Genomic DNA, 22,024 nt, shown 5'->3' with positions numbered 1-22,024 from the left:
CGCTGCGCGCGGCGTGTTGTGCGGTGCTTCCTGAGCAAGGAAGGGCGCTGGAGTGGAGCAGCGGCAGCGGAAGCGGCAGTGGCCGTAACGGTGGTGCGGCCGCAGCCGAGGCATCCGTTCGGGGGCTGGGTGCTGCCCCGCTGAGACCGGCTACCCGCGCTTGATTCTCTGTTCAGGAATCTCGGGGATCGCCGCGGCGGGTTCGCGCGCTGCGCGCGGCGTGTTGTGCGGTGCTTCCTGAGCAAGGAAGGGCGCTGGAGTGTGGCGGTGGCGGTGGTGGCGGTGGTGGCGGTGGCGGTGCGAGTCGTGGGGCCGCGGCCGAGGCATCCGTTCCTGGGCTGGGAGCCGGCCCGTCGGGGCCGGGCGCGCATCCTTGTTCAGGAAGATCGGCCGCTGGCCTGGCGTGTCTCGGCCCGCGGAGCGGCGTGTCGCGGCGCGGGTCCTGAGCGAGGATTCGGCTGGTCGCGGAAATGCGTATGCCAGTTCTCCCTCAGTTGAGGGAGAACTGGCATACGGACTTCGTGAATCGGCGCGCCGCGGTGAAACGGATCGCGCGGCGCGGGCGATCGCCGGAGGCTAGGCGTGCTGGCGCGTCGAGAGGTGGCGGGCGAGGCCGGTGAGGCCGCCGATCAGGAGCAGGCCGCCCGCGACGATCAGCGCGGTCAGGCCGAGGCCTGCGGGCGTGAGCCCCGCCCACCACAGGCCGACGGCCTCGCGCCGCTCGGGGTCGGCGAGCACCCAGAGCATGCTGATGGCCGTGACCGCGAACACGAGACCCCAGATGATGCCGGCCCAGCGCACGCGCGCGCGGAGCGCGGGTTCGGCCGCGACGGGCGCGGCTGCGGGTGCGGGTGCGGGCGTGCTCGGCGCGGGCGGCGGTGTGAGACCGGCCTGCGCATCCGGGCGGGGGGCGGATGCCTCGGGCGCGGCGTATCCCGCCCGGCCCAGCGTCTCGGTCCGGTCACCGGCGACGCGGGCATCCGCCGTTTCCGGGAGGACCTGGGTCGTGCGAGCATCCGCGGTCTCCGGGAGGACCTGGGTGGCGCGGGTGTCCGCCGTCTCCGGGAGCACCGCGGTCGCCTGCGCGCCGCGCTCGCCGTCGAGCACCTCGGTCGGCGTGTGGTCGGCGTCGAGGCCCGCGAGCACCTCGGTCGTGGCGTCGTCGTCGCGGGGGTCGGGCTCGGGCATCTTCGATGCGGTCATGGCTGAAGTCCTGTCTGGTCAACGCTCGGTGGTGAACTCGGTGATGCGCACGTCGGTCGCGAAGGCGTGCACGGTGATGATCGCGTCGGTCTCGCCGGGCTCGAGGCCTTCGCCGATGGTCTCGTCCCAGATCCACTCGGCCTGGTCGCTGTCGTTCCGTGCGGCATCGAGCTGGACGCCTTCGACGTCGGTCGTCTCACCGTCGGCGGCCACGCGGTCCCAGCCGACGAAACAGCTCGCGCACTCGACCTTGACCTGGACCCGGGCGCCGTCCCTGACCTCGATCTCGACGCGGCCAGCGGCCTGGAAGACCTCGGTCTCGACCGGCTCGCCGTTCCCGGCGAGGCTCGCGTCGACGGTGAGGTGCGTATTGCCCGCGGGCTGCATGAGCGTCGACGACGAGACCCCGCCCGATGTCGACCCGATGATGAACCGGGGCGCACGCGGTGCGGTCGCCGCGAGCATCGTGATCAGCAGCAGCACGATCGTCACGAACGCGAGGAAGCCGCTGCGCCGGCGCAGCGCCCCCGCGAGCACCATCGACAGCGCCGTCGTCGCGGTCGCGGCGGCGAGGCCGATCGCGACCGCCACGTCCGACGCGTCGGTCTGCAGCGCGATGAGCGACGCGATGGCTCCCGCGAGCATGGCCGCGCCGAGCGCGGCGACGACGTAGGCGAAGCTCGTGCGCGGACGTGTGGCGCGACGGATGTGCCGCTCGTGCTGCGCCTGCGCCTGGAACGCGGCGGCCCGCGCCGCGTTCTCGGCCGCGAGCTGCGCCTTCGCCGCACGATTCGCCTCGGCCTGCGACTGCCGCCACGCGTCGTGCTCGACGCGCCACGCCTCGTGCCGACGGCGCCAGTCCGCGTACTCGTCGACGGGCTCTGCCGTCCCGTCCGACTGCGCCGGGGCGGCGCCCGACGGTGCGGCGCCCGACGGTGCGGCGCCCGACGGTGCCGCCGCACCATACGGCGGCGGCACCGGCGCACCCGTCGGCGGAGCCGGAGGCGCTGCCGAGGCATCCGTCGCGTTCGCCGCCGAGGCCGCGGCGGCCGACGCCGCCGAGGCATCCGCCTGCGCTGCCGCCTCGTACCTCGCGAACGCGACGTCCGGGGGCGTCTCACGCTCGGTGCGGCTCGAGCGGTTCGCGAGCCAGACGATGAGCGCGACCACGCCGCCGATGAACACGAGGGCCCAGAGGAACGGCAGCACGTTGAATCCGAGTGGGTTGACCACCCAGGGGAGCCCCCAGTCGCCGTCGAACGAGTTCCACACGCCGCCCACGATCGACGGCCCGCCGAACGCGAGCGGGAACAACCCGACCAGCAGGAACAGCGCGATGCCGACGAGCGCCCGATCCCACACTCCGGCGAACAGCCGCTCGAGGTGGATCCGGCCGGACGCGTCAGGCAGCAGCAGCCACGCGGCGCCGTAGAGCAGGAACGCGGGCGCACCGAACAGGGCGAACACGACCAGGACGCCGCGCACGATGATCGGATCGATGTTCAGCCGCGCGGCGATGCCCGCGGCCACGCCGCCGATCCAGCCGGGAAGGCGCGGCACGCCGAGCGATCGAAGCCAGCCGAAGAATCCCGAGCCGGTCGCGGGCGGAGGGGCCTGCGGTGCAGGCGGTTCCCCGGTTCCGGGCGGGGTCGAAGTCGTTGCCATGCTTCGATCGTGGCGCGGCCCGGGGGTGCGTCGCCATGGGGGAGCACCCTGAGCCGACCCTGATTCCCCGGACCGCGCGGCTCGGGGCCCCGCGCGATCTGCTTGGATCGGAGCATGACCGCGGCAGCAGCACCGTCGCCGGCGCCCGCGCCCGCGCCGGTGCCCCGCGTGCTCGTGCGCCGCCGCGACTGCCTCGTCGCCGGCGTGGCCGGCGGGCTCGCCGACCACCTGGGCTGGCCCGTGTGGGTCGTGCGACTCGGGTTCGTGGTCGCGACGCTCCTCGGCGGGGCGGGCGTGCTGCTGTACGCGTGGCTCTGGGCGTTCGCGCCGTGGGCGCCGGGAGCTGTCGCGTCCGCCGCGGGGCCGGGCGTCGCGGCATCGGGCGCCGCGGATCGCTCCGCCGCTGCCGGCCCCTCCGCCGAATCGCCCGCGGCCGCCGAGCGCATCGTGCGCCGCGCGCCCGTCGCGGCGCTGCTCACCGGCGCGGCCGTCCTGTTCATCCTCATCGCCGTCGCGCTCGCGGGCGGCACGCCCGCCGGCGTCCAGCCGGGCGACGGATCGTTCGACGCGGCCGCCGTCGGCTCGCCCGGCTGGCTCGCCCCGGCCATGCTCGGGATCGTGCTGGCGATCGCCGCGGCCTGCTGGGTGAGCTTCATCGACCGCCCCGACCCGCTGCGCGGGCGCCGCAGCGAGCTCGTCGTCCGGGTCCTGCTCACGGCCGCGCTCGCGGTGCTCGCGATCGTGCTCGTGCTGGGGCCGGCGGCACGCGCGTGGCCGGTGCTCGCACTCGCGTTCGCGCTCGCGGCGCTCATCGGCATCGCGCTCGTCTACTCGCCGACGCTCGTGGCGCTGTGGCGCGATCTCAACGGCGAGCGGGTCCGCCGGATCCGCGACGAGCAGCGCAGCGAGATGGCGGCGCACCTGCACGACTCGGTGCTGCAGACCCTCGCGCTCATCCAGAACCGCGCGGGGGCGTCGAGCGAGGCCGGCCGGCTGGCCCGCGCGCAGGAGCGCGAGCTGCGCAGCTGGCTCTACGAGGGCGACGCCCCGGCCGACAGCGATCTCGCGAGCGATCTGCGCGACTTCGCGGCGGCGCTCGAGCTCGACTATCCCGTGCGCATCGACGTCGTCGCGGTCGGCATGTCCGAGGAGCGCGCGAGCGGCGAGCTCGCCGCGGCGACCCGCGAGGCGATGCTGAACGCGGCGAGGCACACGGGCGGCGAGGTCTCGGTCTACCTCGAGGGCTCGCCGAACACGGTCGACGTGTACGTGCGCGACCGCGGGCCGGGCTTCGACCCGGCGGCGGCGCCCGCCGACCGGCTGGGCGTGCGCGAGTCGATCATCGGGCGGATGCGCCGGGCGGGCGGTTCGGCGACGGTGCGCCGCGGTGCGGGCGGCGTCGGCACCGAGGTCCATCTGCGATTCGAGACGGAGGTGCCGCGTGGCGGATGAGCCGGTGGCTGGGACGGCGGGCGACCCGGGTCGGGCGGATGCCTCGGGGCGGGCGGATGCCTCGGGGCGGGCGCCGCTCCGGGTGGTGGTCGTGGACGACCACTCGATCTTCCGTTCGGGGTTGCGTGCGGACCTCGATCCGTCGATCGTCGTGGTCGGCGAGGCCGCCGATGTCGGGTCGGCCGTCGACGTCATCGCCGCGCAGCGCCCCGAGGTGGTGCTGCTCGACGTGCACCTGCCGGGCGGCGCCGACCCGTCGATCTCGGGCGGCGCCGAGGTGCTGCGGCGGGTGGCCGCCGAGGTGCCCGCGACGCGGTTCCTCGCGCTGAGCGTGTCCGACAAGGCCGAGGACGTCGTGGGCGTGATCCGTGCCGGTGCGCGCGGCTACATCACGAAGGGCACGTCGGGTGCCGAGGTGAGCGAGGCGGTCGTCGCGGTCGCGGGCGGGGATGCGGTGTTCTCGCCGCGGCTCGCGGGGTTCGTGCTCGACGCGTTCGGCGCGGCCGTCGGTGAGACCGCGGTCGCGGCCGACGAGCTCGACCGGCTCTCGACGCGCGAGCAGGAGGTCATGCGGCTCATCGCGCGCGGCTACGCCTACAAGGAGGTCGCGGCGACGCTGTTCATCTCGGTGAAGACGGTCGAGACGCACGTGTCGAGCGTGCTGCGCAAGCTCCAGCTCTCGTCCAGGCACGAGCTGACCGCGTGGGCCACGGCCCGCCGCCTGCTCTGACGCTCGTCGGCGCGACTCAGCACCCGACATCACCCCATCGAACGGTCGCAGATGGCGGGTGTGATCGGCGCGCACCCACCATCTGCGACCGTTCGATGAGGGAGGCGCGCCGGATCAGGCGGCGAGGCGCTCGACGCCCGCGACGGTCGCGTCGACGAGCACGTCGAAACTGCGGTCGAGGTCGTCGGGGAGCCCGAACCCGCCGCCCTGCTCGAGCGTCACGAAGCCGTGCACGGCCGAGCGCACGAGCCGCACGGCGTCGACCGTGCGCGCGTCGGGCAGCTCGAAACCGCGCAGCACCGCGGCGATCGCCTCGACCGTGCTCGCCGCCGCCTCCGTGAGCCGGTCGTCGGCGCCGAGCGCGGGCGTCACCTGGACCGCCGCGTACCGGCCGGGATGCTCGGTCGCGAACGAGCGGATGCCTCGCGCGACCGCGCGCAGCGCCTCGGCACCGGCGCGGCCGACGGCCTCCTCGGTGATGACGCCGCGGAGTGCGAGCACCGCCTCGAGGGCGACGCCGCGGCGCAGGTCGTCGAGCCCGCCGACGTGCTTGTAGAGGCTCGGCACGGCGACGCCGACGCGCTCGGCGACGGCCGCGAGGGTGAGGCGTTCGAACCCGGTCGGGCCGCCCGCGTCGACGAGGTCGAGTGCAGCGGCCACGACGGCCTGCCGGGTGAGACCCGCTCTAGGCACGAGGCATCCGCCAGTCGTCGCCCGCGCGCAGCCGCTTCAGGAAGCCGAGCGTGATGGGCACGACCCGCTCGGGTCGCTGCGCCTGCGGATAGTGGCCGGTCTCGTCCAGCTCATGCACCTCGGCGCCGAGCGAACGCAGCCACGCCGCCTCGGCGGCGGGGTCGCGGTAGTCGGGGTCGAGCGTGCCGACGAGGTGCAGCATGGGCGCCTGGATCTCGGGCAGGCGTCGCGTGGCGACATCGTGGTCGAGGGTCAGCGCGAGCCGGCGGAAATCGCGAAGCCGCCCGGGCTCGCGCAGGTTCGCGACGATCGCGGCGACGTGCTCGTCGAGCCAGGGCGCGGTCGCGCCGCGGTTGAGCGAGCGGTAGAAGCCGCCCCAGAACCTGGCGCCCCAGGGTCGTGCGAGCGCGCCCCTGAAGAGCAGCGGCGTGACCGCGCGCATGAGGCCGGAGGTCGGCGGGTTGCGCAGGATCGGGCCGACGCCGACGAGGCCGGCGACGAGCTCGGGGGTGTCGGCCGCGACGATCGCGGACGCGGCGGCGCCCATCGAGTTGCCGACGAGCACGGCCGGGCCGCCGAGTTCACGGATCAGCGCCGTCATGTCGCCCGCGGTCGCGGCATCCCCGAACTCGGCGAAGCCCGTGCCGCCGTCGCCCATGCCGCGGAGGTCGGTGGCCGCGACGCGGTGGCCCGCGTCGACGAGTGGGCCGACGAGCTCGCGGTTCACCGCGCGCAGGTCGCCCATGCCGGGCACGAGGACGACCAGGGGCCCCGTGCCGTGCAGGGTGTAGGAGACGCGGCCGCCGGAACGGTCGAGGAACCTCACCGGCTCGGTGTCTTGTGTATCCATAGCCCATAGGCTAATGCCATTAGCTAGATGTGGCAAGCCCTCATCACCGCGCCGCCCGGTAGTCTGTCGGGGTGCCAGTGAACCCCGAGCTCCAGGGGCGGACGTTCCCGCCGACCGAGCCGTATCTCGTCGGTCGTGAGAAGGTGCGCGAGTTCGCGGACGCGGTCTTCGCGACGAATCCCGCGAACCGCGACGTCGAGGCCGCGCAGGCGCTCGGCTACGCCGACATCGTCGCCCCGCCCACGTTCGCGGTCGTCGTGCAGGAGCGCGCGCTCGCCACGCTGCTCGCCGAGCCCGGCACCGGCATCGACTTCTCCCGTGTCGTGCACGGCGACCAGCGCTTCGTGACGACCCGCCCCATCGTGGCCGGCGACGAGCTGACCGCGACGCTGACGGTGTCGAGCGTGAAGACGCTCGGCGGTCACTCGATCGTCAGCGCCGACACGCACATCACGGATGCCTCGGGCGAGCACGTCGTCACGGCGATCTCGACCCTCGTCGTGCGAGGAGACGACTGATGACCACGACGATCCAGATCCCCGAGTTCGACTCGCTCACCGTCGGCGACGTCGTCGACGAGCGCGTCTTCGCCGTCGCACGCGACTCGCTCGTGCGCTACGCGGGCGCATCGGGCGACTTCAACCCGATCCACTACCGCGATGACGTCGCGCGCGCCGTCGGCCTGCCCGGCGTCCTCGCCCACGGCATGCTGACCATGGGGCTCGCCGTGCAGCCGGTCGTCGACTGGGCCGTCGACCCCGGGCGGATCCTCGACTACCAGACCCGGTTCACCCGGCCCGTCGCGGTCGACGCCGAGCTCGGCGCGGTCGTCACGGTCATCGCGAAGATCGGCCAGCTCGACGCCGAGGCCCGGGTCGCGCGCGTCGATCTCACCGTGAAGTTCCGGGAAGAGACCGTGCTCGGCAAAGCCCAGGTGCGCGTGCAGCTCTGATGGATTCCGAGACGGCCGCGGGCCGAGGCATCCGTTTCGCCGACCTGACGACGCTGCGCGTCGGCGGCCCCATCGGCCGGCTCGTCACCGCGACCGCACCGCACGAGCTCGTCGACCTCGCGGTCGAGGCGTGGGACGCGCGCGACGACTGGGTCGTCGTCGGCGGCGGCTCCAACCTGCTGGTCGGCGACGAGGGCTTCGACGGCACGGTCATCCGCGTCGCCACGCGCGGCATCGAGGTGCTGCCGGATGCTCCGGACGGAGCCGTGCGCCTGCGCGTGCAGGCCGGGGAGAACTGGGACGACCTCGTCGCCTGGACCGTCGAGCACGGGTACTCGGGGCTTGAGGCGCTCTCGGGTATCCCGGGCGCCGTGGGCGCGTCACCCGTGCAGAACATCGGCGCCTACGGGCAGGAGCTCTCCGACGTGCTCGTCGCGATCGAGTTCCTCGACGAGGGCGCACGCGAGCCGCGGCGAATGACCGCCGACGAGCTGGAGCTCGGCTACCGCACGTCGGTGCTGAAGCGCGGGCTCGCCGGCATCGTCGTCGCGGTCGAGCTCGAACTGCACGACACGGCCGCCGAGCGGGCCGTGCTGGGCGAGGCGATCGGCTCGCCCATCGCCTACCGGCAGCTCGCCGACGCGCTCGGCGTCCAGCTCGGCGACCGTGTGCCCGTCGTGCGCGTGCGCGACGCCGTGCTCGCGCTGCGCCGGGCCAAAGGCATGGTGCTCGACCCCGACGACCCCGACTCGGTGAGCGCCGGCTCGTTCTTCACGAACCCGATCGTCACCGAGCGGGTGGCGCGCACGCTGCCGGGCGATGCACCCAAGTGGTATCTCGCCCCCGAGCAGCCCGACGAGGTCACGCCGCTCGCGAACCTGGCCAGCCAGAGCCCGCTCGACGCGTTCCTCGCGCACCAGGCCGCACTCGAGGACGCCGAACGGCAGGCCGCGATCACGCCCGAGGAGCCACTCGTGAAGCTCTCCGCGGCGTGGCTCATCGAGCGGTCGGGCATCCGGCGCGGTTTCGCGATCCCCGGCTCGGGGGCCGCGATCTCGTCGAAGCACACGCTCGCGCTCACCAACCGCGGCCACGCGACCGCATCGGACGTCGCCCAGCTCGCCCGGTTCGTGCAGCAGCGCGTGCAGGCCGAGTACGGCATCGTGCTGCACCCCGAGCCGGTGCTGCTGAACCTCGAGCTCTAGTCGGCCGCGCTCCGCCCCGCTGGTCGAGCAGCGAGCGAGGGACGAGCACGCCCCCCGTTGGTCGAGTAGCGAGCGAGGGACGAGCACGCGTATCGAGACCCCGGTGACCCGCCCTCGAGAGCCGCCCACCGGGTCTCGATGCGCTCGCTGGCGCGTAGCTCACTCGACCAGCGGGGAGGGGGCCGCCGGACGGTAGACGTCGAGGGCAGCCGGGACGACTCGGATGCGTGTGCGGTAGCCCGGGGCGGGGCTCGCCTCGTCGGCCCGCTGCGGTTCGTCGAGTGCGACCTCACCGTCGTGTGCGAACCCCGGGGGCTGGCCCTGGCGCGGGCGCACGACGACCTCGATCGCCTCGGTCGTGAACGAGTCGACCCGGTCGGGCAGCAGCCTCAGCCGCCGGAACACCGCCGACGTGCGCCGCCCGAACGCGAGCGAGGCCGCGGCGCGCGGCCGCGATCCGGCGCGCAGGATCCGCACGTCGAGCACGCCGTCGTCGAGCCGCCGGCGCTGCAACGGCGCGACGATGCCCGAGTCGTTCGCGCCGACGCCGACGTACATCGTCCAGACGTCGAGGCGCCGGCCGTCGCGCTCGACCTCGACCGGCTCCGCCTTGCGCAGCACCCGGCCCGCGGCCACGACCGCCGCGACCCACTTGCCGAGCCGCGGCTGCAGCCCCTCGCGTTCGACCACGAAGTCGGGGTACACGCCGACCGACGCCGTGTTCAGCACGGTGAGCGGCGGCTGCTCGTCGAACTCCAGCTCGCCGACATCGACGCGCACGCCCTCGCCGTGCTGCAGTGCGTCGATCGCGAGGTCGACGGATGCCGCGCCCGCGGTGCGCGCGAAATGGTTGAACGTGCCGCCGGGGACGACGAGCAGCGGCAGCGCGGCCTCGCGCGCGACGTGCGCGACCGCCGCGACGGAGCCGTCGCCGCCGCACACCCCGAGCACGCGCGGCGGATTCGGCCGGGCGATCGCGCGCCGGGCCACGTCGGCGGGGTCCTCGCCGTCGGCGAGGACGTGCAGCTCGGCGCGGGGGAGCCGGGCCTCGAGCGTGCGGACCGGATCCGCCCGCACCACGCTCGTCCCCGACGACGGGTTCACGACGACGAACACACCGTCCCCGTCCGGAGACGCCGGGAGCCGCCGGTCTGCACCGGCGGGGGCTTCGTCGGGCCGGCGACGCCACCGCACGAGGGCAGCGCCCGCCCCGGCCACGGCGGCTCCGAGGGCGAGCCCGCCCGCGACATCCGACAGCCAGTGCGCACCCACGTGCAGCCGTGAGTAGCCGACGCCCAGTGCAAGAGGCGCGATCGCCGCACCGAGCTTCGGGTCCTCGGCCGCGACGCCGACCGCGAACGCGGCCGCGCTCGCCGAATGCCCTGAGGGGAAGGCCGGCGTGCTCGGCTGCCTCGGCAGCCGGCGTCCGATCGGCACCTCCTCGAGGATCGGCCGGTCGCCCCCGAAGAGCCGCTTCGCGATGAGGTTCGCGACGATGCTCGCGGCGAGCAGCGAGAGCACCCCGCGCGCGGCGGCCCGTCGACGGCCGGTCACGGCGAGCACGCCCGCGAGCGTCCACCAGAGCACGCCGCGATCGGCGAATCCCGTGATCCGCGACCAGAACCGGTCGGCGAGCGGATGCGTCGTGCGGCCGTTCACCGCACGTGCGGCCCGTGCGTCGACGCGCCGCACCCACGCGGGAAGCAGCCGCACACGCTGTGCGGCGACACGCGCTCCGGATGCCACGTGCCCAGCGTAGGCCCGCCCAGGCTTCACGTTGGAAGTGGAAAAGTGGGTTGGAACTCGTCCCTGCATGTGTTCCAACCCACTTTTCGGCCGCTGTCCCATCAGGGATGCGAGTGCGACGAACGACCGCATAGCCGGCCCGAGGTCTCCGAACTGCCGGATGATGCCGGGGTCAGAGCAGGCGGAGCTCCATGGCGCGGGTGACGGCGCGCGTGCGGTCGCCGACGTCGAGCTTCTCGAACACGTGGCCGAGGTGGGTCTTCACCGTGGCCTCGCCGATGTGCAGGTCGCGCGCGATCTCGGGGTTGGAGCGGCCGGCGGCGACGAGGCGCAGCACCTCCAGTTCGCGCGGTGACAGCGACGCAACGGGCACGGATGTCTCGCCGCGAACCCGGCGCACGAGCTTCGCCGCGATCGACGGCGCCAGCACGGTCTCGCCCGCGGCGACGGCCCGCACGCCGGCCAGGATCTCCTCCTGCGGTGCGGCCTTCAGCAGGTAGCCGCTCGCGCCGGCCTCGATCGCGGGCAGCAGATCCTCGTCGGTGTCGTACGTCGTGAGCACGAGCACCCGCGTGCCGCCCTCTGCGGCCACGATGCGTTCGGTCGCCGCGGCACCGCCGAGCACGGGCATGCGCAGGTCCATGAGCACGAGGTCCGGCCGCGTGGCCTCGGCGACGGCGACCGCCTCTGCGCCGTCGGCGGCCTCGCCGACGACCTCGATGCCGTCGGCGGTCTCGAGGAGCCCGACGATGCCCGCACGGACGATCGGGTGGTCGTCGGCCACGACGACGCGGACCGGTGCCGTCATGCGCGGCCTCCTTCGGGGTCGATCGGGTCGGGTGCGGCGACGGATGCCTCGGGCACGGACGTTTCCGGCACGGAGGCCCCGGGCGAGGAACGAGCTCCGGAGGCTCCGGAGGCCTCGGACGCCTCGGCGTCCGCGAGGCCGGGCACGGGCACCTCGACCTCGAGCAGCGCCCCGCCGAGCGGGGCCGGTCCGAACACGACCCGGCCGCCGACGAGGGCGACGCGGTCGCGCATGCCGGCGAGCCCGAATCCGTGCGCCCCGGCGTTCGGGCCGGGGCCGACGCCGTCGTCGCGCACGGAGAGCCGCACGACGCCGCCGGCGCCCGCGACCGTGACCCACGCGCTCCGGGCGCCCGCGTGCTTGCGCACGTTCGCGAGTCCTTCCTGCGCGGTGCGGAGCAGCACGACCTCGAGCTCGCGGTCGAGCCCGGTCGCGTCGGCGGCGACCTGCACGCGGACCCCGGTCTCGCGTTCGAACGAGGTCGCGAGCCGCCTGAGCGCGTCGGCGAGCGTGGTGTCGACCGCGACGGGGGTGAGCGCGGCGACGAGTCCGCGCGCCTCGGTGAGCGCTTCGCGCGCCATCTCCTCCATGAGCACGATGTCGTCGCGCGCGGCGCGTGCGGCTTCGCCGTCGACGGCCGCGAGCCGGTTCCCGGTGCGCTGGGCCACCATGACGAGCCCAGTGAGACTCTGCGCGATGGTGTCGTGGATCTCGCGTGCGAGCCGCGCCCGCTCGTCGGTGACGCCCGCGTCGCGGTGCATGGCCGCGAGCTCACCCTGGGCGGCCTGCAGCTCGTCGAGCAGTCGGCCGCGTTCCTCGCCGTGTTGGGCGATGCTCCAGATCCACAGTCCGAACGCGATGCTGAAGCCCACGGAGAGCGCCGCGATGGAGAGCCCCGGCAGGAGCCCGCTCGGGCCGAAGTGGACGACGTAGCCGATCACCAGGCTCACGCCGAGTGCGAGGTTCGCAAGGATCGCGCTCCGCTTCGTCGGGGACGAGATCCAGACGAGCGGGTAGATCAGGGCTTGCGTGCTGGCGAACGACGCGTCGCCGATGCAGCCGACCGCGAGGATCACGCTGCACGCGACGGTGACGATCACGAGGTGGGAGAGCCGCTCGACGCCGATGCGGGCGCGCGCATACGCGAGGTAGAACAGCACGAACGCGGCGAGCGCGCCCCAGGCGAGCCATTCGCTCGGGCCGTACGGCGGCTCGCGTGCCGTGATGAACACGATGACGGCCACCATCGCGAGGACCGCGAGATCCCACCAGCGGCGGTTCACCATGTCGTCATGCTCTCACGCGCCGGTTGCTGCGAACGGGCCGGTTGCTGCGAACGGGCCGGATGCCTCCAGCGGGCCGTCGGCCCGCCCGAGGCATCCGCCCGCCCGAGGCATCCGCTCATCACGCGTCGCGCCGGATCCAGCGGAACGTGAGCCGGCTGACGACGAGCCCGACGATGAGCCAGACGACGAGCCACACCGCGACCCAGCCGAGGTCCCAGGCGCCGTGCTGCTCGGCCGCGGCGAAGTCCTCGGGGAGGAACACGGCACGCATGCCCTGCGCCATCCACTTGAGCGGGAAGAGGCTCGCGATGTTCTGCATCCACTCGGGCAGCGCCGTGAACTGGAGGTACACGCCCGAGATGAACTGCAGCACGAGCAGGATCGGCACGACGACCGCGGTTGCCGACCTGCCGCTGCGCGGCAGCGCCGAGAGCGCGATGCCGAGCAGCGCCGAGGTGACGATGCCGAGCACGAACACCCACGCGAACGTCGCCCACTTCGCGGGCTCAGTCGGCAGCGCGATGCCGAACGCGAACACCGCGACGACGAGCAGCAGCGCGGCCTGCAGGGTCCCCGTCACGAAGACCTGGCCGATCTTGCCGAGGAAGTACGACACGGGTGACAGCGGCGTGCCGCCGAGCCGCTTCAGGGTGCCGTCGCTCTTCTCCATGGCGATGTCGACCGCGAGGTTCTGCACGCCCGAGAGCAGGATGCCCGCGGCGAGGAGGCCTGGCAGGTAGTACGCGCCGAAGCTCACCCCCGCAGCGCCTGGACCCGGCGTGATGTCGCCCTGCGAGCTGAACGCCGCCGTGAAGATGGCGAGCATGATGACGGGGAACAGGAACGTGAAGAAGACGGTGTCGAGCGAACGGAAATACCCCTTCGTCTCGTAGCCGATGCGCGAGGCGCCGACGGTGATGAGGCTCATGCGAGCGCCTCCTCCTGGGTGGGTGCTGCGGCGTCCGCACCGCGCACGAGTTCGAGATAGATGTCTTCGAGGCTGGGCCGCACAATCTCGAGCTCCGGGGGCTCGCCCCCGGCGGCGAGGGAGGCCACGAGCTGCGCGGGGGCCTCGGTGCGCTGCTCGCGCAGCGACCCGTCGCGATCGCGCCAGCGCACGATCGGCACGCGGGCCTCGGCCCCGCCGAGCTCGTGGATGGCGCCGACCTCGACGAGCTTGCCGCCGATGATCACACCGCCGCGGTCGCCCAGCTGGGCGGCCTCGTCGAGGTAGTGCGTGGTGAGGATGATCGTCGTGCCCTCGGCCTTGAGGCCGCGGATGAGCTCCCAGAACTCGCGTCGCGCCTCGGGGTCGAACCCGGTCGTGGGCTCGTCGAGGAAGAGCAGCTCGGGCCGGCCGATGATGCCGAGCGCGACGTCGACACGCCGCTTCTGGCCGCCCGAGAGCTTGCTGATGCGGGTGCCGGCCTTCTGGTCGAGGCCGACGGCCGAGATCACCTCGTCGACGTCGCGCGAGTTCGGGTAGAAGCCCGCGAAGTGCCGCAGCTGCTCGCGGACCGTGAACTGGGGCGTCTCCGCGGTCGACTGCAGCACGATGCCGAGCCGCGCCTTCCAGTCGAGGCCGCCGTGCGCGGGGTCGACGCCGAGCACGGACACCTCGCCGCTCGTGCGGCTGCGGTAGCCCTCGAGGATCTCGACGGTCGTGGACTTGCCCGCGCCGTTCGGCCCGAGCAGGGCGAAGGTCTCGCCATGCGCGATGTCGAGGTCGATGCCGTCGACCGCGGCGAAGGCGCCGGCGGCGGAGGCGCCGTACACCTTGCGCAGCCCGCGCATGTGGACCGCGGAGTCGGAGTCTGTTCGTTGCATACCCAGAGCCTCCCGCACCGCCGCCTCCGGCGGCAGCCGCCGACCGGCTGGTTTCTCGCATCCCCCGATCGGCGGATGCCATTCGCCTCCGCCACCCGCGGCGTGTCTGTGCGGGGTCGCGAATGGTCGCCCGGTGGCGCTGCAAGCGACCATTTGCGACCCCGCTCCCGGAGGAGGGAGTCAGTGGGGGACCACGAGCGAGACGCCGAGCGCGATCATCACCACGGCGATGACGGCGTCGAGGATGCGCCACGCGCGCGGGCTCGCGAGCACGCCGCCGAGCAGCCTCGCGCCGTAGGCGAGCCCGAGGAACCAGGCGAGGCTGCCGAGGCTCGCACCCGCGGCGAAGACCCACCGGCCGTCGCCGTGCGTGTTCGCCACGGTGCCGAGCAGGAACACGGTGTCCAGGTAGACGTGCGGGTTGAGCCAGGTGAGGGCGAGGCAGGTCGCGAGGGTCGCGGCCAGGGTCCCGCGTCGTGGGGCGACCGCGACGGTCGCGGGCGTGCCGGTGGTCGCGCTCGGGCGGGCGGATGCCTCGGTGCCGGCGCGTGCCTCACGGCCGGCGGATGCCTCGGGGTCGGTGGTCCCGTCCACCTCGAGCGTCGCACCCGACGGACGCCACGCGCGCTTCGCGGCGAGCAGCCCGTACGCGACGAGGAACGCGGCGCCGGCCCAGCGCACGACGTCGATGAGCCAGGGCACGGCCGCGAGCACCGCGCCGACACCAGAGACCCCGACGAGGATGAGCACGAGATCGGAGATCGCACAGGTCAGCGCGACCGCGAGCACGTGCTCGCGCCGGATGCCCTGCCGCAGCACGAACAGGTTCTGCGCTCCGATCGCGATGATGAGCGACAGGCCGAGTCCGAGTCCGGCGGCGAAGGTCGAGAGATCCACGGCATCGACGCTAGGCATCGACTCATATGAAGTCCAGTTCATGATTCTTCAGGACCATTAGCATGGCTTCAGATGAGAATCCCGCTCGACCTGGCCCGCACCCTCGCCGTCGTCGTCGCCGAGGGCACGTTCGACGCGGCCGCTCGCACGCTCGCGATCACGCCCTCCGCCGTGTCGCAGCGCGTCAAGGCGCTCGAGCAGCAGCTCGGCCGCGTGCTCCTCGCGCGCAGCAAGCCCGTCCGGCCGACCGAGGCCGGCGCCGCGATCGTACGACTCGCCCGCCAGCTCGATCTGCTCGAGCACGAGGCACTCGCCGGTTTCGGACTCGACGCGGCCCCGGAGCATCCGATCTCGATCCCGCTCGCCGTGAACGCCGACAGCCTCGGCACGTGGATTCTGCCTCCGCTCGCCGACGTCGCCGCGAGGCATCCGGTCGTCTTCGACCTGTATCGCGACGACCAGGACTTCACGACCGAGCTGCTCGAATCGGGCACCGTGATGGCCGCGATCACGTCGCAGTCGACGCCCGTCGCCGGATGCGTCGTGCGCCCGCTCGGCGCGATGCGATACCGTGCCGTCGCGACGCCCGCGTTCGCGACCCGCTGGTTCCCAGACGGCGTGACCCCCGAGGCGCTGGGCCGGGCGCCGGTCGTCGACTTCGACCGGCGCGACAACCTGCAGGCCGCGTACGCACGCGCCGTCGGCGCCGATCCCGCGGATGCTCCGCGGCACTACGTTCCGGCCTCGAACGACTTCGCCGTCGCGGTGAAGCTCGGCCTCGGCTGGGGCATGCTGCCGAGCTTCCAGTCCGTCGACGAGCTCGCGTCGGGCGCGCTCGTGCCGCTCGGCGGGCCGCCGTTCGACGTGCCCCTGTACTGGCAGCAGTGGAACCTCAGGTCACCGCTGCTCGACGGCATCGCCGACGCCGTCGTCGCGGCGGCCCGCAGCACGCTGGACGCGCTCGGCTAGCGCCGACCGCCTGAGTGTTCAAGCCCTTTCGCAGGCTCGCTCATGCGCGTTGGATGGAACCACAAGCGGAGAACCCGCCGAGGAGAGGAGTCCCACATGGGTGCCGACGATCGCATCAAGAACACGGCCGAGGACCTCAAGGGCAAGACCAAAGAGGCCGCCGGCAAGGTGACCGACAACGAGCGCCTCGAGGCCGAAGGCAAGATGGACCAGGCCAAGGCGGACCTCAAGAACGCCGGCGAAGACGTCAAGGACGCCTTCAAGGACTGACGCCTCGTTGCGACGCAAGGCCCGCACGATCCGCTGGATCGGCGGGCCTTCGCCGTCTCAGCCGAAGAGGCGCTGCAGTCGCTGGATGCCCTCGAGCAGCGGCGCGTCGCCGAGCGCGTAGCTGAACCGCAGGTAGCCGCTCGGGCCGAACGCCTCGCCGGGAACCGCTGCGACGTCCGCCTGCTCGAGCATGAGGTCGGCGAGCTCGAGCGAAGTCGTCGGCGTCACGCCGTTCCAGTCGCGGCCGAGCAGCCCGGTGACGTCGGGGTACACGTAGAACGCGCCCTGCGGGACCGGGACCGCGACCCCGTCGATCTTCGACAGCTCGGCCACGATCGTGCGACGGCGCCGGTCGAACGCCCGTCGCATGGCCTCGACCTCGTCCTGCGGGCCGGTCAGGGCGGCGATCGCCGCCCGCTGCGAGATGTTCGAGACGTTCGACGAGAGATGCGACTGCAGGTTGGCGGCGCCCTTGATCACGTCGGCGGGGCCGACCATCCAGCCGAGCCGCCAGCCCGTCATCGCGTAGGTTTTCGCGACGCCGTTCACGAGGATCGTCTGGTCCGCGAGACCGGGGACGGCCTCGACCACCGACACCGCACGCGGCGGCGTGCCGTCGGCGTCGTCGGCGTACGTGAGGTTCTGGTAGATCTCGTCGGAGATCACCCAGATGCCGTGCTCGAGCGCCCACTCGCCGATCGCCTTCACCTGCTCGGGCGGGTAGACCGCGCCGGTCGGGTTCGACGGCGAGACGAAGAGCAGCACCTTGGTGCGGTCGGTGCGCGCGGCCTCGAGCTGGTCGACCGTCACGAGGTAGCCCTGGTCGGCGCCCGCGAAGACGTCGACCTGGCGCCCGCCCGCGAGCTTGATCGCCTCGGGGTAGGTGGTCCAGTACGGTGTGGGCACGAGCACCTCGTCGCCCTCGTCGAGCAGCACCTGGAAGGCCTGGTAGACGGCCTGCTTGCCGCCGTTGGTCACGACGACCTGGCTCGCCGCAACGTCGATGCCCGAGTCGCGTCGCGTCTTCGCGGCGACCGCCTCGCGGAGCTCGGGAAGGCCCGCGGCGGGCGTGTACCGGTAGTTCTTGGGGTCGCGCGTCGCCGCGAGCGCGGCCTCGACGATGTGCTCGGGCGTGGCGAAGTCGGGCTCGCCGGCCGCGTACGAGATGATGGGGCGGCCCTCGGCTTGCAGGGCCTTCGCTTTCGCGTCGACCTTGAGCGTGGCGGACTCGGCTATGGCGGCGATTCTGGCGGAGAGACGGGCGCGGCTGGTCACCCGACCAGCCTACGGTGCGGATGCCCGGGTGTCGGCGCCCGTCTGGCATACCGGGTTTGGCGGCGCGCTCCGCGTCGCCTACACTTGCTGAGGTTGCGGAAGTCGGCCAAACTTTTCCATGCCCGTTTTTGATGGTGCTGGGCGAGTGCGGCCGAGGGTCGCGACTCCGACGAAGACGCCAGTCTTCGAAGGGCGGTGGCTCAATTGGTAGAGCAGCGGTCTCCAAAACCGCAGGTTGCAGGTTCGAGTCCTGTCCGCCCTGCGAGCCGGCAGGCATTGCCGGCCCACGAAAGGGATACGAGTGGCCCGGAAGATCATCGACGAACCCAGTGAGGACGTCGTCGCGAACGCGAAGCGCGAGCGCGCGGCGCGGCGCAACCCGTTTGCTCGGATCGCGCTGTTCATCCGGCAGGTCTTCGGCGAGCTGAAGAAGGTCGTCACGCCGACCCGTCGTGAGCTGGTCAGCTTCACGATCGTGGTGCTCATCTTCGTCATCATCATGATGGCGATCGTGTACGGGCTGGACCAGTTGTTCGGCTTGCTGGTGCTGTACGTCTTCGGGCAGCCGGGCGTCTGATCAGGCCCTCGGCACCGAAGCAGAGCCCCGGGGTCTGCAACCGGGCAGAGAGAAGGATCACAACGTGACGAAGTACGAGCGCGACGACGTCGACTGGGCGACTGCCGCCGAGCAGTCGTCGGAGGTCGACGAGGTCCAGGAGGGTTCGACCTCCGAGCACGACGAGGAGTCGGTCGACCCCGCCGAGCAGCGCGCCGTTCACGTGGTCGACGACGAGGGCAACGACGTCGACCTCGACGCCGTGCTCGACGCGATGGCCGAGGCCGCCGACCCCGAGGCCGACGCGGTCGTCGACGACGCCCTCGAGATCGACTCGGCCGAAGAGGCCGAGGCGGCCGTCGAGGCCGTGGAAGAAGAGGAAGAGCTGGCCGAGGAGGCCGACCCGTACGAGGAGTTCCGGGCCGAGCTGCGGTTCCTGCCGGGCAAGTGGTACGTCATCCACTCCTACGCGGGCTTCGAGCGTCGCGTGAAGGCCAACATCGAGCAGCGGCGTGAGTCGATGGCGATGGCCGACTACATCTACCAGGTCGAAGTGCCGATGGAAGATGTGGTCGAGATCAAGAACGGCCAGCGCAAGATGGTCACGCGCGTGCGCATCCCCGGCTACGTGCTGGTGCGCATGGAGCTCAACGAAGAGAGCTGGTCGGTCATCCGGCACACGCCGGGTGTCACGGGCTTCGTCGGCAACGCGCACAACCCGACGCCGCTGCGCTTCGAAGAGGCGTTCGGCATGCTGAAGAGCCTCGTCGAGCCGAAGGACGTCCCCGCGGCCAAGACCGGTGCCAAGGCGACCGCCGGTGCGGCCGGCGCAGCCCGCGTGGTCCCGGCCGAGGTCGACTTCGAGATCGGCGAGACCATCACCATCAAGGACGGCTCGTTCGCGGGTCTGCCCGGCACGATCAACGAGATCAAGCCCGAGAGCGGCAAGCTCACCGTGCTCGTCTCGCTCTTCGAGCGCGAGACCCCGGTCGAGCTCAGCTTCGACCAGGTCACCAAGCTGTAGTTCTCTTCGTTGGTCGAGTAGCGCAGCGTATCGAGACCGGGTCACCGGGTCTCGATACGCGTGCTCGTTCCTCGCGCGCTACTCGACCCACGAGACATCCGTTACCATAGACAGGTTGTGCGCTCGCGCACCGCAATCACCGCGCCCCGGAACCGCCGGGCCGTCGGGAGAGTGCCCCGTCAGGGGCGTTCGAACAGAAAGAGAGAAATCATGGCACCGAAGAAGAAGGTCACTGGTCTGATCAAGCTTCAGATCAACGCCGGCGCCGCCAACCCCGCACCGCCCATCGGTCCGGCGCTTGGTCAGCACGGCGTGAACATCATGGAGTTCTGCAAGGCCTACAACGCGGCGACCGAGTCGCAGCGCGGCAATGTGATCCCCGTCGAGATCACGGTCTACGAAGACCGCTCGTTCACCTTCATCCTGAAGACCCCGCCCGCCGCCGAGCTCATCAAGAAGGCCGCCGGCGTCGCCAAGGGCTCGGGCGTCCCGCACACCACCAAGGTCGGCAAGATCTCGAACGACCAGGTGCGCCAGATCGCCGAGCAGAAGATGGCCGACCTCAACGCGAACGACATCGACGCCGCGTCGAAGATCATCGCGGGCACCGCCCGCTCGATGGGCATCACGGTCGAATAAGGCTGCCCGCTGGTCGAGTTTCCGCTGGTCGAGTAGCGAAGCGTATCGAGACCAGGAAACAGACCCGCGCGGATACCTCGCCCCGAGGCATCCACCACAGAACTCTCATTCGTGGCAGCGCCGGCCAGGCGCGATGACCACACTCTCGCTAGGAGAATCCACATGGCACAGAAGTCCAAGGCCTACCGGGCCGCGGCCGGCAAGATCGAGGCCGGCAAGTACTACACCCCGACCGACGCGGTGACGCTCGCGAAGGAGACCGGCTCGGCGAAGACCGACTCGACCGTCGAGGTCGCGCTGAAGCTCGGCGTCGACCCGCGCAAGGCCGACCAGATGGTGCGCGGCACCGTCATCCTCCCGCACGGCACCGGCAAGACCGCCCGCGTCATCGTGTTCGCGACCGGCCCCGCGGCCGAGGCCGCGATCGCCGCGGGCGCCGACGAGGTCGGCGGCGCCGAGCTCATCGAGAAGGTCGCCGGCGGGTACACCTCGTTCGATGCGGCCGTCGCCACGCCCGAGCTCATGGGCCAGGTCGGTCGTCTCGGTAAGGTCCTCGGCCCGCGCGGCCTCATGCCGAACCCGAAGACCGGCACCGTGACCCCGAACCCGGCCAAGGCCGTGGAAGACATCAAGGGCGGCAAGATCGAGTTCCGCGTCGACAAGCACGCCAACGTTCACTTCGTCGTCGGCAAGGCGTCGTTCTCGGCCGACCAGCTCGACGAGAACCTCAAGGCGGCGCTCGAAGAGGTCGTCCGCCTCAAGCCGTCGAGCGCCAAGGGCCGCTACATCCAGAAGGGCGCCGTGTCGACCACGTTCGGCCCCGGCATCCCGCTGGACGTCAACGCCATCTGAGCGTTCCCGCTCTACGAACAAGCCCGCCGGTACACCGGCGGGCTTTTTCGTTCGCATGGATGGATGTGCTTCCGTCCAGTGCTCGCTATGCTCCACGCGGGTGACGAATCCTAATATGCGAGGGGAAGTCATGAACAGGCTGAGCTCGAAACGAAGGAAAGTACTGGTGGGTGCCGCATCGGCGTGGGCCGTGACCGCACTGCTCTGGGCCGCGGTCCCGGCGAACGCCGCCGACGAGCCGGCGGAGCGCGGGGCCATCGAGGTCCTCGATCAGCCGAAGCCACCTACCGAACGCGAGCGCGAGGCGGCTCGGACAGTGAAGGCGTACCTGGATACGACACCTCACCCGGCGACCCCCGGTCCGAACGCGTCGGCCGATGAACGCGCCGCATACGGGCCGGCCAGCCTTCGCTGGCTGCAGAACTTCCCCTACAGGGCGGGCTGGGCGCAGTGGAACTGCGAGGCGCTCGAATGGAAGTTCGGGATGACGCGGTCGACCGTTGGTGAATGGGACATCGCGGTGGTGGACGAGGTCTGGTTCGCGTGCCCCGACCTGTACATTCCGCCCATGGGAGACATCTACACGCCTCGGCCGGATGCGATCGATCCCACCGTCGAGTTCACGGCTGCTCCGCCCACCGCGTGCACCGACATCCGCAGTGGATGGCATTGCTTCCAATGGCTGTCTAAAGCGGACGGCACCATGCGCTGGATGACGAGTTACACCTGGCAGGGCGCCGGTCCGACGACGGGTCGCATCCGCGTCGGCTCGGCGCCCCCCGTTTGGCCCGCGTGCACCGAGGGAACGCCCATCAACACCGGTGCGATCCGGACGCTGAGCACCGGTGTCAGCGTCGCCTACGAGCAAGACCTCGCCCCCGGCACCATCAAGTCGATCAGCTGGGACGACGCCGATGCGAACGGCAACATCCTGGGCACGCGCAGCGTGGTTTGCGCGCTCGAGCCGGAGTACCCCTTTGGGGAGGGGTGACGTGATGGACATGAAACGAATGGGGAGGGCGGTCGCGATCGCTGCGGCCGTGCTCGCCGTAGGTGGGGCGACTCTCACCACCGTCGCGCCGGCCGCGGCCGACCTGGATCAACGAGTTCCCGTTCGAGGCCGGA

The 22,024-nt window shown here is 72.0% G+C and carries 23 protein-coding genes and 1 tRNA gene; 13 read left to right on the top strand and 11 right to left on the bottom strand.

Annotation, left to right across the window (positions count from 1 at the left end; genetic code table 11):
* Positions 1–576 precede the first annotated feature (576 nt).
* Both RH864_RS15580 and RH864_RS15575 read right to left on the bottom strand, forming a co-directional pair.
* Positions 577–1,203 carry a hypothetical protein gene (locus RH864_RS15580; protein WP_310518487.1) on the bottom strand — a complete coding sequence of 209 codons (627 nt, stop codon included), beginning with the start codon at positions 1,201–1,203 and terminating at the stop codon, positions 577–579.
* Between the two features lie 18 nt (positions 1,204–1,221).
* Positions 1,222–2,868 (bottom strand): PspC domain-containing protein, encoded by a 1,647-nt coding sequence (locus RH864_RS15575; protein ID WP_310518486.1) that lies wholly within the window; start codon positions 2,866–2,868, stop codon positions 1,222–1,224.
* A gap of 114 nt (positions 2,869–2,982) precedes the next feature.
* Between RH864_RS15575 and RH864_RS15570 the strand changes: the two genes are divergently transcribed.
* Both RH864_RS15570 and RH864_RS15565 read left to right on the top strand, forming a co-directional pair.
* On the top strand, positions 2,983–4,320 hold the full coding sequence (locus RH864_RS15570; RefSeq protein WP_310518485.1) for a PspC domain-containing protein: 1,338 nt from the start codon (positions 2,983–2,985) through the stop codon (positions 4,318–4,320).
* Positions 4,321–4,402: 82 nt separating this feature from the next.
* Positions 4,403–5,050: a response regulator transcription factor gene (locus RH864_RS15565; protein ID WP_310518499.1), complete on the top strand. Its 648-nt coding sequence runs from the start codon at positions 4,403–4,405 to the stop codon at positions 5,048–5,050.
* Positions 5,051–5,164: 114 nt separating this feature from the next.
* Here RH864_RS15565 and RH864_RS15560 read toward each other — a convergent pair whose 3' ends face one another.
* Both RH864_RS15560 and RH864_RS15555 read right to left on the bottom strand, forming a co-directional pair.
* Positions 5,165–5,743, bottom strand: a complete 579-nt coding sequence (locus RH864_RS15560; protein ID WP_310518484.1) for a TetR/AcrR family transcriptional regulator — start codon at positions 5,741–5,743, stop codon at positions 5,165–5,167.
* Positions 5,736–6,593 carry an alpha/beta fold hydrolase gene (locus RH864_RS15555; RefSeq protein ID WP_310518483.1) on the bottom strand — a complete coding sequence of 286 codons (858 nt, stop codon included), beginning with the start codon at positions 6,591–6,593 and terminating at the stop codon, positions 5,736–5,738. The genes RH864_RS15560 and RH864_RS15555 overlap by 8 nt, the downstream gene beginning before the upstream one ends.
* Before the next feature lie 71 nt (positions 6,594–6,664).
* On the opposite strand from RH864_RS15555, the gene RH864_RS15550 reads away from it, so the two are divergent.
* Genes RH864_RS15550 through RH864_RS15540 form a run of 3 tightly spaced genes read left to right on the top strand, consistent with a single transcriptional unit; the run spans position 6,665 to position 8,750 of the window.
* Positions 6,665–7,111, top strand: coding sequence for an FAS1-like dehydratase domain-containing protein (locus RH864_RS15550; RefSeq protein ID WP_310518482.1), 447 nt, complete (start codon positions 6,665–6,667; stop codon positions 7,109–7,111).
* Positions 7,111–7,545, top strand: coding sequence for a MaoC family dehydratase (locus RH864_RS15545; protein ID WP_310518481.1), 435 nt, complete (start codon positions 7,111–7,113; stop codon positions 7,543–7,545). Before RH864_RS15550 ends, RH864_RS15545 begins: the two co-directional genes overlap by 1 nt.
* The gene (locus tag RH864_RS15540) at positions 7,545–8,750 is read left to right on the top strand and encodes a UDP-N-acetylmuramate dehydrogenase (RefSeq protein WP_310518480.1); all 1,206 of its coding nucleotides are present in this window, start codon (positions 7,545–7,547) and stop codon (positions 8,748–8,750) included. The genes RH864_RS15545 and RH864_RS15540 overlap by 1 nt, the downstream gene beginning before the upstream one ends.
* A gap of 159 nt (positions 8,751–8,909) precedes the next feature.
* Here the strand turns inward: RH864_RS15540 and RH864_RS15535 are convergent, their stop codons facing one another.
* The 6 genes from RH864_RS15535 to RH864_RS15510 all read right to left on the bottom strand — a co-directional run bounded on the left by RH864_RS15535 (position 8,910) and on the right by RH864_RS15510 (position 15,332).
* Positions 8,910–10,496 (bottom strand): phosphatase PAP2 family protein, encoded by a 1,587-nt coding sequence (locus RH864_RS15535; protein ID WP_310518479.1) that lies wholly within the window; start codon positions 10,494–10,496, stop codon positions 8,910–8,912.
* A gap of 172 nt (positions 10,497–10,668) precedes the next feature.
* Entirely contained in the window at positions 10,669–11,304 is a 636-nt protein-coding gene (locus RH864_RS15530; RefSeq protein WP_310518478.1) for a response regulator transcription factor, read from the bottom strand.
* A complete protein-coding gene (locus RH864_RS15525) occupies positions 11,301–12,590 on the bottom strand; it encodes a sensor histidine kinase (protein ID WP_310518477.1) in 1,290 nt (429 codons plus the stop codon). The genes RH864_RS15530 and RH864_RS15525 overlap by 4 nt, the downstream gene beginning before the upstream one ends.
* Before the next feature lie 118 nt (positions 12,591–12,708).
* Positions 12,709–13,518: an ABC transporter permease gene (locus tag RH864_RS15520; RefSeq protein WP_310518476.1), complete on the bottom strand. Its 810-nt coding sequence runs from the start codon at positions 13,516–13,518 to the stop codon at positions 12,709–12,711.
* Positions 13,515–14,417, bottom strand: a complete 903-nt coding sequence (locus RH864_RS15515) for an ABC transporter ATP-binding protein (protein WP_310518475.1) — start codon at positions 14,415–14,417, stop codon at positions 13,515–13,517. Before RH864_RS15515 ends, RH864_RS15520 begins: the two co-directional genes overlap by 4 nt.
* 180 nt (positions 14,418–14,597) lie before the next feature.
* A complete protein-coding gene (locus tag RH864_RS15510) occupies positions 14,598–15,332 on the bottom strand; it encodes a LysE/ArgO family amino acid transporter (RefSeq protein WP_310518474.1) in 735 nt (244 codons plus the stop codon).
* 54 nt (positions 15,333–15,386) lie between these two features.
* Here RH864_RS15510 and RH864_RS15505 point away from each other — a divergent pair, with 54 nt between their 5' ends.
* Complete coding sequence (locus RH864_RS15505; protein ID WP_310518473.1) at positions 15,387–16,283, top strand: LysR family transcriptional regulator ArgP; 897 nt, start codon at positions 15,387–15,389, stop codon at positions 16,281–16,283.
* Positions 16,284–16,379: 96 nt separating this feature from the next.
* A complete protein-coding gene (locus tag RH864_RS15500; protein WP_310518472.1) occupies positions 16,380–16,553 on the top strand; it encodes a CsbD family protein in 174 nt (57 codons plus the stop codon).
* A 57-nt stretch (positions 16,554–16,610) separates the two neighbouring features.
* On the opposite strand, the gene RH864_RS15495 is transcribed toward RH864_RS15500, so the two are convergent.
* Positions 16,611–17,828 (bottom strand): pyridoxal phosphate-dependent aminotransferase, encoded by a 1,218-nt coding sequence (locus tag RH864_RS15495; protein WP_310518471.1) that lies wholly within the window; start codon positions 17,826–17,828, stop codon positions 16,611–16,613.
* 189 nt (positions 17,829–18,017) lie between these two features.
* Between RH864_RS15495 and RH864_RS15490 the strand changes: the two genes are divergently transcribed.
* The 6 genes from RH864_RS15490 to RH864_RS15465 all read left to right on the top strand — a co-directional run bounded on the left by RH864_RS15490 (position 18,018) and on the right by RH864_RS15465 (position 21,890).
* Positions 18,018–18,090 (top strand) — tRNA-Trp (locus RH864_RS15490).
* 39 nt (positions 18,091–18,129) lie between these two features.
* Positions 18,130–18,405 carry a preprotein translocase subunit SecE gene (secE, locus tag RH864_RS15485; RefSeq protein WP_310518470.1) on the top strand — a complete coding sequence of 92 codons (276 nt, stop codon included), beginning with the start codon at positions 18,130–18,132 and terminating at the stop codon, positions 18,403–18,405.
* Positions 18,406–18,469: 64 nt separating this feature from the next.
* A complete protein-coding gene (gene nusG / locus RH864_RS15480) occupies positions 18,470–19,408 on the top strand; it encodes a transcription termination/antitermination protein NusG (protein ID WP_310518469.1) in 939 nt (312 codons plus the stop codon).
* A gap of 210 nt (positions 19,409–19,618) precedes the next feature.
* Positions 19,619–20,047: a 50S ribosomal protein L11 gene (rplK, locus tag RH864_RS15475; RefSeq protein ID WP_310518468.1), complete on the top strand. Its 429-nt coding sequence runs from the start codon at positions 19,619–19,621 to the stop codon at positions 20,045–20,047.
* 162 nt (positions 20,048–20,209) lie between these two features.
* A complete protein-coding gene (rplA, locus tag RH864_RS15470; RefSeq protein ID WP_310518467.1) occupies positions 20,210–20,899 on the top strand; it encodes a 50S ribosomal protein L1 in 690 nt (229 codons plus the stop codon).
* A gap of 190 nt (positions 20,900–21,089) precedes the next feature.
* Complete coding sequence (locus RH864_RS15465) at positions 21,090–21,890, top strand: hypothetical protein (protein ID WP_310518466.1); 801 nt, start codon at positions 21,090–21,092, stop codon at positions 21,888–21,890.
* The last annotated feature ends 134 nt before the right edge of the window (positions 21,891–22,024 follow it).

Origin of the sequence: Agromyces aerolatus (assembly GCF_031432255.1) — a bacterium.
In the GTDB taxonomy this organism is placed as follows: Bacteria; Actinomycetota; Actinomycetes; order Actinomycetales; family Microbacteriaceae; genus Agromyces.
This window is presented reverse-complemented; position numbering and strand designations above follow the sequence as displayed.